This is a genomic window from Dolichospermum sp. UHCC 0259 (genome assembly GCF_009711935.1).
Lineage (GTDB): Bacteria > Cyanobacteriota > Cyanobacteriia > Cyanobacteriales > Nostocaceae > Dolichospermum.
Genome location: NZ_VIKX01000100.1, coordinates 22030 through 33702 on the forward strand (window position 1 = coordinate 22030; position 11673 = coordinate 33702).

The window sequence follows — 11673 nt, forward strand, 5'->3', positions numbered from 1 at the left end:
TGTCAGTGGCGATTTGGGCAGACAGGAACAGGGGTTGCGGGGAAAGTCACCTTGCAGAATTTGGTATTAACTTAAAGTAAAAATCCTACACAGCAAGGACACTAGACTGCAATCAGCCGATCCAGAAGCTCATTTTGTTTCGCCTTACTTTTGGTTTGGTAGCCCAGAATTGTGCTATGCTAACAGGAAAATTTTGTAAAATATTTATTGACTGACTCTCAGTCCACAGTCTGGTGAGTTAATTCGACTTTTATGAGTGTAGGGCGACAAGCCATGCTTATACCCCTTACTATGAGGGTTCAGGCAACTCTATTGCCACTAAACTGTATTCTGCTATACTTTTTAACTCAAAAGTCAGGAGATCCGTAAAATCAAGTTTGTGTAGTAATTTTCTTAAAAGGAGCAACAATCAACTATGTGCAAAATTGCAGCAAGGAATCTAACACGATTGAAAGAACTGAAGAGTGACATTCCCAATCCTAGTAATGAAGATAGGGAAATTAATTTTATAGACATGGCTGCTAAAATCAAAGGCATTAACGAAAAAAAGATAAGAGAATTTTTTGGTGGTAAACCAATTGAGAGCTACTATGTCAAAAAAATTTGTAACTTCTTGAAAGTAGATGTTACCGAGATTGTTGATCCAGACGAATGGAATAGACTGCAAAATCTCGTTAATCCTCATAACCCAGAAGGAGAATTTAATCAAATTGAACAACATATTCCTAGACAGATTTTCAAAAATATTGTTGATGACAAGACAAGGGAATTTGTCGGAAGGGAATATATCTATGATCAAATTGATGAATATTTGAAGGATGAGAGTTTTCCTTCAGGCTACATTCTTCTTAAAGGTGAGCCTGGTATTGGTAAAACAGCATTGATGGCAAATTTAGTGAGAAAGAGAAAGTGGATTCATCATTTTGTCACCGAAGGAACTGATTCAACTGAAATTTTTCTCGCTAGTATTTGTTCTCAACTGATTGTTAAATATGAATTACCTTATTCAAAATTGCCTGAATGTGAACCAGAACAAAGAATACTTACTTATAGAAAATTTATGGATGAAGAGCTATTGCCGCAAGCAATAGAAAAAGCACAGGATGACAAGGTAGTTATTTTAGTGGATGCTTTAGATGAAGCAAAGAGAAGCCCGTTAGATGGGGAGCTTAATATTCTTGGTTTGCCTAAAGCGTTACCTCAAGGTGTGTTTTTCATTGTTACTTCCCGTGAAGCAGACGATCAGCATTTCGATGTGAATAATAATAAACGAATAGATATTAAAGATAATGATAAAGATAATCTCAACGATGTTCGGCGATATGTCAAGAATTACTTAAATGATCCTGGTGTAAAGCAACAGATCGAGAAATGGCAGGTTAGCGATGGTGATTTTATCGAAAAGATCACTGATAAAAGTGAAGGCAATTTCATGTATTTATTCTATGTAATGACAGATATTAAAGAGCAAAAACTATCAGAAGATATTAAGGATAGTATTCATGATTTACCGCAAGGACTGAATGGATATTACAGTAAGCTTTGGAATTTTATGGAAAGGTCTTATAAAGATAGATTCAAAGAAATAGATGAAAAGGTTATCAGAATTATCGCTGCTCTCCACACACCTGCTTCTATCTCATACATTGCGGAAATTAGTAAATTTCCAACCAATACAGTATCAGAAATTATTAACCTGTGGCGTAATTGTTTTAATGAAATAATAGAAAACAATAAACAGTACTATCGCATTTATCATCGAAGCTTTTATGATTTCTTAAAAAGAAAATTACACTTTGACGATATAACAAGTTTTGATGTACAACCAAATAAGCTTATTGTTGAAAATATGTTAAACAAGCTCCATAGGAGGAAGGCATGATAGTTTCTCAAAACAATCCTCTAGCTGAATTTGATCTATATGAATTGGAACAGTTAGCTTTCCATTTTAAAAAAACGCCATATAAGCAGGAACTTCATGAAATCCTTTCATTAACAACCGAAAAAGGACAGCACGCTTACCTAGAAGCTTTGGAGTCTGCTGTAGAGTCTGCTGTTTGTGCAAATAGTTTTTTAGAAAAACACAGAAAAGATAGTTTTTTAGAAAATATAATAGCAGCCTGGGAAGAAGCAGAAAAGGAATACATTAAGGGTGAATATTTATCGAAATCAAAAGCGATTGCACTGCAACTTCGTTACGCCCTAATTATGTCTTCTTTTAGGACTTTTACCAATGACTACTCCGATGAATTACTGGTATTTTTAGCCAAAAATAAGTATTGGAGTGCAGAACAATGTCTTGCCTACATATCTCAACGACGTAATGATGATCAAGAATTTAAAATCTTAGCAAAAATTACTCCTTATTATCCAGAAAAGTTATTGTCCAAAGTATTAAAGTTAGCAGAATCAATTGACAGTGACTCAAAAGTATGGGCTATTATTGAGTTGCTGACTCACTTCCCTGAGAATCAGAGATTAAAACAATTATGTTTGGATAATCTTTCTTTAATCAATGACTTGGATTATCAGGTGGACGCATTGACTAGCATGGCTAAAGCGATTCCCGATTCTGATGATATTTTACTTCTTGCCTTAGAAAAAGTTAACGATATTAAAGAAGAATTAGAGCGTGTAAGTGCTTTAGAAAAAATTGCCTCTCTTGCTCCAAAAAGTCTTATTGTAATTGCTAATATCCTAAAAATAATTAAAGAATTATCAGACTTATCGCTACAAATTGAGAGTATTGAAAAAGTCCTTCCCTATGTTGATGATGTCTTTTTTCCTGAATTTATTACTGAAGTGACTAATAGTATGGATCTTGGACAAGACGAGATTTACTTGGCATCTCAATTTGCTAATATTCTAGCCATTGAGAGTTGCAATAGAAAACCAGAAGCAGAAGAACGCTTTAATATTTTAGCTCAAGCATTGTCTATGGTTTCATTGATTCCAGAGCCTAAGCACAAAGCCAAGGCACTTATACAGATAGGTCCGTACCTACCTAATGAGTTACTTCTTGATTATTTAGCCATTAGTAACGATATTGAAGAAAATGTTCTAGTTTTATGGGCAGTTCGTGACCATATCTCTGCTAATAATTTACCTGGCATCTTAGAATTACTCCTTCGTCTTCCTAGAGTGGATGGGGTAGAAGCAGAAATTCAAGAAGGATTTGAAACCTTTGGCAGAATTTACGAGTTTATCAAGCATATCGTTAAAATTTCAGTCTTACCTGTAGAAGTATGGTTTGAATTATTGGATGTTATTAAGGTATTTCCCAATCAATTTTGGATCTACTATGTTTTTGCACAAATTGCTCATCTTCTACCTGATGAACTACAAGAAAAGACAAGAGAAGTTGCCAATAGTATAGATGAAATAAGCATTAAAGGTCTAACTTTAACAATAGTGGCTAAACGATACCCTGAAATTCTACCTGATGTATTAAATCATGATAGCAGTATTGCCAGTAGTTTGAAAGACTTGGCGATCGCTTATCCTGACGATCAAGAATTATTAAATCAAGCCTTAAACGAGATTCGTGCAATTACTGATCACAAAGATAAAACTGAACACTTGGTAGAATTAGCTTTAAACTTTACCCATTTAGTTCCTGAAGCCTTAGAATGTGTTAAAAGACAAAAGGAAAAAATTTGGCGCAATCCAAATTTAGATAAGTTAATACCTGTAGCTAGTGCTGATCTTTTGGATGAAATATTAATTGTAGCAAGAGCTATAAATAACGATCACTTAGCTTTTTTAACTGTTATCAAAAATTTGATTGTTCATGCGCCACAAGAATTTACGCCTGAGATTTTTGATTTATTTTCTACTCTTTATGAAGATTCAGATAAACAAGAAGCTATTTGTTTATTGTGTCCTCATCTACCGATTGATTTATTTCCTCTTTTCTTAAATGAGATTGATAAAATCCATGATGAATATTATAAATGCCAAGCTTTGAACGAAGTTATTATTTCTTTAAAGGGTCAAATATTACCCAAATATCTCACAGAAATTTTATTGATTGTTCGCTCATTTAAGAAGCCTAAGTTTAGAGCAAAGTTACTGAGAAAAATTGCCAACTTTGTCCCTGATGTTTGGAGTGAAGCTGTTCGAGATGTTCGCCTAATTGAAAACGTTTCTGAGAAAGTCAAAGTTTTGACTGAATTCTTATCATTTTCTCCTAGTCTGCGTCAAGAAATGTTAGAAATTGCGTTAGGTATTGAGGATAGGGTTAAACGCGCTCTTGCTTTGGTAGAACTTGTCCCTTATGAGCAGAGCAGTCAGCTAATAAATAATATTTTTAATATCGTTAATGATATCTCAGATTTATACAGCAAAGAGCGAGTTTTGGAAAAATTATTACCCTATTTATCAAATTCTGTTCGTCAGCAATTACTTCCAAAAGTTTTAGAGTTAACCTTACTCAACAAAGATAACAAAGCCGTAATTAATACAGGGATAGTATTACCCTATCTGTCTAGCAATCTGTTTGAACAGCTTCTTGATGATTTAGAGCAGAGAAATTTTATTGATGATTCAGAAAAGAAAAATTTTATGATGAAACTTAATTTTGGAGCTTTTGCAGAATATGTTCCAGAAAAGCTAATGATTAGAACTTTGAAGGTATTTTCTGAAAATGGACGAGAACAGGTAGCCTACGAAAAAATTTCCCCGCGCCTACCAGAAACTTTCAAGTCAGAAGCCCTTGACATTGCTTTGGGTATAAAAAAACAATATATAAAAACAGAAGTTCTTAAAATTTTAGCCCGTGTTTTACCTGAAAACTTAATCTTAAGAACTCTAGAAGCAGTTGCATCTATGGAAGGAATTTCACAGGAAGAACGTGCATTGCTTTGTAGCTTTATTGTTCCTGAAATAGTAGGCAATCATGCAGAGTATTTCTATTATCTATGGAGAGCAAGAATCTCTTCATATTCTTATAATCGTCAATCTTTATTGGAAGAAATTAACAATTTAATACCTATAATGAAACAACTTTGGGGTGATGAGGTAATCACAGAGGCAATACAGACTGTGAAATGGGTTTTATATACTTTTCCATAGCCTCTGACTCACGGAAAGGTAGATGATTCAGTAAGCGAATAAGTGCGTTACACAATTTTGTATCACTACTTCTAGAGGTTTCTACAGAATTAACAAAATACTTGTAATACTCAAGCCCGAATCACAGTAATCCGACGTTGATTTTCTGTCACCACAACCTCAGTTGATAAACGTTCTTCCATTGGTAGGGCATTTTTCCGCCTATCAAACACAAATAACCAGCCAAAATCCAACCCCAAACGCCCTAAATAAGACTCTAATTGTTCAATCCCATCAGTTTGGGGGTCACGCTTTTTTTCTCGCCATACCTTTAATTCAATACCTAACATTACATCTTTGTACCGCAGACATAAATCCATTCTGTCACTACCAATTGCATATTCCCTTTCTAAAATTCCCCCACCATTAATAACACGATGTAAAAAAGCCATTAATACAATATGCGGGGCAATTTCATGATAGCCAGTGCTACCTAATAACGGTTCTCCGTGCTGTCGCCAAAACTTGATAAATGCTGCAAGTAACGCATCTATATTTAATTCACCTTCCGGGGTTAACCAAGTCGGTGCAATCCTTGGTAGAGAAGCCATTGGTGTTACTGTTAATACTCTGGGTAACACTTCCCGATAAATGGGATTAGCAATAGTTAAACCTCCGTAGGGGTGCATTTTACATAATCCCAAATCAATCACAAATTGAATATCATCGTTGGGTATATCCCCCAATTCTAAACCTGCTAACATCGGCTCAATAATTGCTTTTATCCTGGGTTCTCGTAAGCGTTCAGCTAAACTATCTAAATGAGTATCTTGACGAGCAATTAATATTTCCTTTGCTTTTAAAATATGTTCTTTTGTAATAGCAATATTTCTATCTTTAACCATTTTTTCCACAACTTCTTTAGCTAAAGCATTAACTAACCAAGGTTGTCCTTGAGTTAAATCAAAAGCTGTTGCAGTTGCTCCTGCTGTGAAAATTTGTCCGGTTTCTGCTGTATGTTGTTGATATAATTCAACCACTTCCTCAGCATTAAAATTTCTCAGAGTAATAGAACTGACTTTAATATTAAAAGGACTGGATGTATTTAATCTATCACTACCACCCGATGCTACTTTATAATCTCGCACATCCCTTAAACCAATTAATCCCACAGATGTCGGAAAATTTTCGGGACGATTGGGAAAACCATCTCTTAATTGACGTAAAATTGAAATTAGAGTTTGGTCTTGCAAAGAATCAATTTCATCAATCAATATTACCAAAGGTCGGGGTGAAGTTTTTGCCCAACCTTGCAAAAAAGCCTTAATTCTGTTTCCTGGTTCTTCCTGTTGCCATTGTTTCACAGGTGGTTGAAATTCTTTAGGTAAACGGATAGAAATTGTATCATACCAAGTTCCCAAAATCGCCAATTCTGCCGCACCGGGGTCATGATTAAATGCACTTCCTACTTCTACTGATACCATGACTGCGGTATAATTTCCGGTGGCGGTAAGTTGCTGTGCTAGGGCTAACATTGCGGTGGTTTTCCCTGTTTGTCGTGGTGCATGAAGGACAAAATAACTTTCTTGTTCAATCAGTAACGATAAATCAGGGAGACGAATTGTAGCTGAGATGGTATAGTTTTTTTCGGGGTTACATGGACCTGCAATATTAAACCAGCGAGACATCATGATTTTGGCAGTTGGTGAACTCTTTAAGTTTAGACGATTTTGGGGTTAAGGATGGCAGGGAAGTCAGAATCAAACGCAGATAAACGCAGATGAACACAGATAATTTTGTGCATCATTTAGATTAGGAAATGCTATATCCCTTCAATTTAAATCATGACCTGTTGGTGGTGATAGATCCATTACTTCGGTAAACCGGGAATATTTCACCTCACTGGTTGGGGGAAACTGTGCGGAAATACCCATTAAGCCGACTTTGATATCCTCAAAGAAAATCACACCACCTATTCGTCCGCTGGCTTGGAATGGGCCATGGAAAAATTGATGTCGGGGAATATGGATAAGGAGAGAGTTGGTAATTTTGACGTTTTGACCAAATAGTTGTTGACAGGTTGTTTTGACAACTGCATCTATATATTGATTCTGGACACGTTGACCCAAGTTGATGAATTCGGGATGATCTGCAAAATGATCCATGTAATATGTCCAGATGTTAGACAAGTCTTTGTCTTCAGTGAGGATTTGCTTGAGTTCCTGCCATCGTTTGAAATTCATAATGGGTAAGAAGATTAAAAGAGGATGGGTGCATTAGATTATTCTTTGCGTACTAAAAATTTACCACAGTTATGTGATAGCGAAGCACGACCTAGGAATTGCTTCCAGTGCGCTGAAGGCATCGCTAATCTAGAGTTAGGGAAAAATTAGGTAATATTTGAAAACACCAAATAACTGTTAGTAGATAAAAATAAATAGACTTATGATATGGCTGGGGTGGTTTTATTGCCTAATTTAAGGAAAAACCAGGGAATAATCAGGCCTATTCTGAAAAATCCTGACTATATCAGCAATTCCCCAATTTATTTCCATATAACTGCTGTGCGGCCATTGTCCACCTAATAAAGCGTAGATTTCTACCGGTTTACTAGAAATTGTAATGCCGATTTCATAAGATTTACCTGTGAAGGCAGCAAAGCGCCGACAAGCCTCATCATAAAAGTGACTCCGGCGATAATTTTTATTAGTTAAATCAATGGCAAATAAGCCATAAAAGTAGCGGGGAATACTTTGGATTGTTTCGACAATTTGACCTAAGTTTCTCGCTAAAATTGCATTTCTCGGAACTTCTGTTCCCCAAGCTGTATCCAACGCCCAAGAGGCAGAACTGAGGTGAGAACCGCCACAAATTCCACAAATTCGGGGAGTGACAATTAAGCCGGCTTGGGGATCTTTTCCGCGTAAAATTATTTCAAAGCCGCGAAAAAGTTCGGCGTGAGTCCAAGCGTTTGTGACATATCCATTTTCGATTTCGACACGCACATCTAAATCACCCTCGACTCTACCAACGGGTGAAATATCTAATGTTTGAATTGGCATATTTGTCCTTTGTTATTTGTTAGTTGTCAGTTGTCATTAGCATTTTTTGTTTCGCGCAAAGACGCAAAGGGGCAAAGGCGCAAAAAATATAATTGTGGCAAGAATTCTCTTAACCACTGACTAATGACTACTGACCAATGACTAAACTGTAAAAAAGTCTTCGTCTGCCCATTTTGGGGCTGTGTTTTTGGCAACGACGGTGAGGACGGCGTAATCTTTGTGGTTGACTCCGGGGGGTATTTCTTTGGGTACTCCCATGACGGTTTGGGTTTTAAAGACTGTTCCAGGTTTGAGGTCGAAAAAGGGAAATTCGGGTTCTGTGCAGCCTAAACAGGGCATTCCGGCGCGGGTTTTGGAGGAGACGCGATTCCAGAGAATGCGGTTACAGGAGGCATGAGTCATGGGACCACGACAACCTAAGTCGTAAAATAGACAACCTTTGCGTTGTCCAAATTCGGTGGTTGTGGCTTTGTATGCAAAGTGAATGTTGCGGGTACAACCGGTTTCGGCGTAGGTGTTGAAGAAGGTTTGGGGACGGTGCAGTTCATCGAGAACTATATCAGAAATGCGATTAGTTGCGATCGCTACTAATATCTGCGTTATCCAATCAGGGTGTGCGGGACAACCGGGAATATTAATCACAGGTAAGCCGGCTTGACTGACAAAATCTTTACCTAAAAAACCCCCTGCTTCCCGTTTAAGAAATTGCAGTCCTTTGGAGTCGCTGGGGTTAGGTGACATAGCGGGAATTCCTCCCCACGTTGCACAGTCTCCCACAGCCACAATAAATTTCGCAACTTTAGCTAAATCGTCTAACCAATCTTTCATGGGACGGTCTGCAAACCGGTTCCATTCTCCTGTACCATTGGGGGCGTTAACTACGCTACCTTCAAATACCAAAATATCCAGAGGAGTTTTCCCTAAAATACAGTCCCATAACAGGGTTTGGACGTTATCACCTAGTTCTACTCCCAAGGAAGGATGCCAAAGTATTTTAATCCCGAAATCAGCAATTAAATCGCAAGCTGTAGGTTCTTCGGCATTAAGAAATGACATGGTGTTACCCGAACAAGCACCACCTTGTAGCCAGAGTACATTAGTCATTAGCTATGTCTTTCTATATATGTTGACAATGCACAATTAAAGAAGTTCTGTAGGGGTATAATTTCCCTTTTTGAGAGGATTTACTTGTAGAGAATGACCTATTGATCAATATTTATTATTTTAAACTAAGGTGTTATTTAAAGCAATTAACTTTTTTTAAATAAAACTTAAGAATTAGGAGTGTGAGATATTATAGTAAATAAAAAATATAAGAGTAACATCATAGATATCAGCATTAATCAACGGTATCTGAGAGGATTTCCCCCACCTTTAAAGTTTTTCCGCCTACTGTTACCTCATCATCATCAACTAATTTCCGTCCTCTCCGTGTTTCCACTATGCCATTAACTTTAACCTCACCATCAACAATCATCCATTTAGCTTGACCTCCAGTAGAGGATATTCCCGAAAACTTCAAAAACTGGTCGAGTTTAATCATTTGTCTTTTACCAACTAATTAAAAAGTATCATCTATAGCAATATATCAGAATTTAGGATTTTGGCAACAAATTAAATTCTTGCAAAGCCGGTAAAAAGTTTTTATTCTCATGACTAGGACGACTGAGTTTAATTAAGGCAAAACGTTGTAGAATAGTCAGGCTTTTCCATGCCTCAATTGTAATTGTCACACCTATTTCTTGAGCTTTTTCGTGGACACTGTTAGGAATAGTGGTAATATCTAGCCATACTGGATTAGCTTCAATGGGTAATTCAGCTACAGGTTTACCAGTCAGTTGCAATACCAACTCTTGAATATAATGTCTGTAATCATGAATTTGAATATCTGTACCACAAGGTAATGTCATTAAATTTTGACGTGATTCTTGATTCATCTGATTCCATTGGGCTAATTTTAGCTTAATACCGCAAGTATCTAGCTTATAGCGTACTTGCATAGGAATACAACGCCAAGAATCAACAAAATCTGCTTCAAATTCAAAAAAATCTGTCATAAAAGTGATTATAATTATAAGATATAGATTTATATAATTATTCTAAATTATTTATGAGAAAATACAGTTAAATTTTATTAAATAGAATCCAAATATCATGAATATTAATTCCCAGCATGATCTTAGTGCCATTGTTTTAGCAGGTGGTAAAAGCACTCGCATGGGTAGAGATAAAGCTTTAATTCCCATTCAAGGTGTACCCATGTTGCAATTAATTTGTACTATAGCAGAATCTTGTACTGATAAAGTTTATATCGTCACTCCCTGGCCAGAACGTTATCAAAAATTGCTCACACCTAACAGTCAATTTATTCAAGAAGTTCCTTTACCTGGGGAAACTGGAAATGAACCTCGAACACATGGACCTATTGTCGGTTTTATGCAAGGATTAACCGCAGTGGAAACAAATTGGGTACTTTTATTAGCTTGTGATTTACCGAATTTGCGACTAGAAATATTACAAAATTGGATATCTCAATTAGAGACAATTCCAAACAATAAAATGGCGGCTTTGGTAAAAAATAATCACATCTGGCAACCTTTATGTGGTTTTTATCGCCGTCGTTGTTTACTGGAATTAACTCAGTATATTGAACAAGGTGGACGTTCTTTTCAACAGTGGTTAAAGCCGGATTCTGTTCATATCTTACCTTTATTAGATGCCCAAATGTTATTTAATTTTAACAGTAATATCTCCGACTTCTGAGAGAAATTAGAGATATTTTACGAACCTAAAATTTGCCTTAAACATTACGGGTATTGATTCCGTATAAACACTTGTGTTAAGCTATGTAGTGACAAATAAAATCTAGTTTATATATTTTGCATCTCATTTTGATTAACCAGGAGTATCAAAAATGCCAGTAGGTTTACCTGAATTTGTGGAAAACCCGGAAAATCGTTGTCCAGTAATTCTCTTGCTTGATACTTCTGGCTCAATTTCAGGACAACCTATACAGGAGTTAAATAGAGGTTTGGCGGCTTTTAAAGAAGATGTGATGAAAGATGCTCAGGCTTCTTTAAGTGTAGAAGTTGCTATTGTGTTAGTGTCACGAAGTTTTCGCCACGATGGAATGGAGAGAATAAAGTGTAAAGAAGCGAAAATGGAAAAAAGCTAAAAATATACCTGTAGCTGGATTAAACGCCTAAAAAAAGACCGCTATGGATGAAGGACAATCAAAAGTGAGGTAGCCTCTCATGACCATAGCTGAAAGAGAGCAACAAATACTACGAGTGAAAGAACAAAGCTTTCAGCCAGAGATAGAAGAAGCATTAGAGCAGAAATTGCGAGAAGGAGTCCTAGAAGTAGTTAAAATGACTCTAGAAGAAGCTCTGGTAGAAGAAGTGAAGGTATCCCTGGCAGATATGGGCGACCAAAAACCTCGACGTTCAGGCTTCTTTAAACGAACACTCGATACACAGTATGGACATATTGCTGATTTAAAAGCAATACCCGTGAATGAAATTAATAGCCTACAAATAATTACTAATATTAATTCTGC

General features: G+C 36.5%; 9 protein-coding genes and 2 pseudogenes. 5 read left to right on the forward strand and 6 right to left on the reverse strand.

Annotated features, from left to right (window positions below; all coding sequences use genetic code 11):
- The first annotated feature begins 415 nt into the window (after positions 1 to 415).
- On the forward strand, positions 416 to 1882 hold the full coding sequence (locus FJR05_RS07765) for an ATP-binding protein (protein ID WP_168643588.1): 1467 nt from the start codon (positions 416 to 418) through the stop codon (positions 1880 to 1882).
- Positions 1879 to 5073, forward strand: coding sequence for a hypothetical protein (locus FJR05_RS07770; RefSeq protein WP_168643589.1), 3195 nt, complete (start codon positions 1879 to 1881; stop codon positions 5071 to 5073). Before FJR05_RS07765 ends, FJR05_RS07770 begins: the two co-directional genes overlap by 4 nt.
- 110 nt (positions 5074 to 5183) lie before the next feature.
- On the opposite strand, the gene FJR05_RS07775 is transcribed toward FJR05_RS07770, so the two are convergent.
- The 6 genes and pseudogenes from FJR05_RS07775 to FJR05_RS07800 form a co-directional block, all read right to left on the reverse strand.
- Positions 5184 to 6740 (reverse strand): AAA family ATPase, encoded by a 1557-nt coding sequence (locus tag FJR05_RS07775; RefSeq protein ID WP_168643594.1) that lies wholly within the window; start codon positions 6738 to 6740, stop codon positions 5184 to 5186.
- Positions 6741 to 6884: 144 nt separating this feature from the next.
- Positions 6885 to 7295 carry a hypothetical protein gene (locus FJR05_RS07780; protein ID WP_148761910.1) on the reverse strand — a complete coding sequence of 137 codons (411 nt, stop codon included), beginning with the start codon at positions 7293 to 7295 and terminating at the stop codon, positions 6885 to 6887.
- A 309-nt stretch (positions 7296 to 7604) separates the two neighbouring features.
- A pseudogene (locus FJR05_RS07785) lies at positions 7605 to 8114 on the reverse strand (nickel-dependent hydrogenase large subunit); the annotation flags it as partial.
- A gap of 141 nt (positions 8115 to 8255) precedes the next feature.
- Positions 8256 to 9218 (reverse strand): hydrogenase small subunit, encoded by a 963-nt coding sequence (locus FJR05_RS07790; protein ID WP_168643590.1) that lies wholly within the window; start codon positions 9216 to 9218, stop codon positions 8256 to 8258.
- Between the two features lie 235 nt (positions 9219 to 9453).
- On the reverse strand, positions 9454 to 9657 hold the full coding sequence (locus FJR05_RS07795; protein WP_027401675.1) for an RNA-binding S4 domain-containing protein: 204 nt from the start codon (positions 9655 to 9657) through the stop codon (positions 9454 to 9456).
- Positions 9658 to 9709: 52 nt separating this feature from the next.
- Positions 9710 to 10171 carry a nitrate reductase associated protein gene (locus FJR05_RS07800; RefSeq protein WP_168643591.1) on the reverse strand — a complete coding sequence of 154 codons (462 nt, stop codon included), beginning with the start codon at positions 10169 to 10171 and terminating at the stop codon, positions 9710 to 9712.
- A gap of 97 nt (positions 10172 to 10268) precedes the next feature.
- Here FJR05_RS07800 and FJR05_RS07805 point away from each other — a divergent pair, with 97 nt between their 5' ends.
- From FJR05_RS07805 to FJR05_RS07815, 3 genes and pseudogenes are all read left to right on the forward strand, one after another.
- Positions 10269 to 10877: a molybdenum cofactor guanylyltransferase gene (locus FJR05_RS07805; RefSeq protein WP_168643592.1), complete on the forward strand. Its 609-nt coding sequence runs from the start codon at positions 10269 to 10271 to the stop codon at positions 10875 to 10877.
- Between the two features lie 151 nt (positions 10878 to 11028).
- Positions 11029 to 11214: pseudogene (locus tag FJR05_RS07810) on the forward strand (hypothetical protein); the annotation flags it as partial.
- A gap of 154 nt (positions 11215 to 11368) precedes the next feature.
- Positions 11369 to 11673: hypothetical protein (locus tag FJR05_RS07815; protein ID WP_217385545.1), on the forward strand; the 305-nt coding region annotated here is incomplete at its 3' end.

Coding starts and splice junctions, on each gene's coding strand:
- FJR05_RS07765 (WP_168643588.1), top strand. CDS start 416: ATGTGCAAAATTGCAGCAAGGAATCTAACACGATTGAAAGAACTGAAG.
- FJR05_RS07775 (WP_168643594.1), bottom strand. CDS start 6,740: ATGTCTCGCTGGTTTAATATTGCAGGTCCATGTAACCCCGAAAAAAAC.
- FJR05_RS07805 (WP_168643592.1), top strand. CDS start 10,269: ATGAATATTAATTCCCAGCATGATCTTAGTGCCATTGTTTTAGCAGGT.
- FJR05_RS07770 (WP_168643589.1), top strand. CDS start 1,879: ATGATAGTTTCTCAAAACAATCCTCTAGCTGAATTTGATCTATATGAA.
- FJR05_RS07795 (WP_027401675.1), bottom strand. CDS start 9,657: ATGATTAAACTCGACCAGTTTTTGAAGTTTTCGGGAATATCCTCTACT.
- FJR05_RS07790 (WP_168643590.1), bottom strand. CDS start 9,218: ATGACTAATGTACTCTGGCTACAAGGTGGTGCTTGTTCGGGTAACACC.
- FJR05_RS07800 (WP_168643591.1), bottom strand. CDS start 10,171: ATGACAGATTTTTTTGAATTTGAAGCAGATTTTGTTGATTCTTGGCGT.
- FJR05_RS07780 (WP_148761910.1), bottom strand. CDS start 7,295: ATGAATTTCAAACGATGGCAGGAACTCAAGCAAATCCTCACTGAAGAC.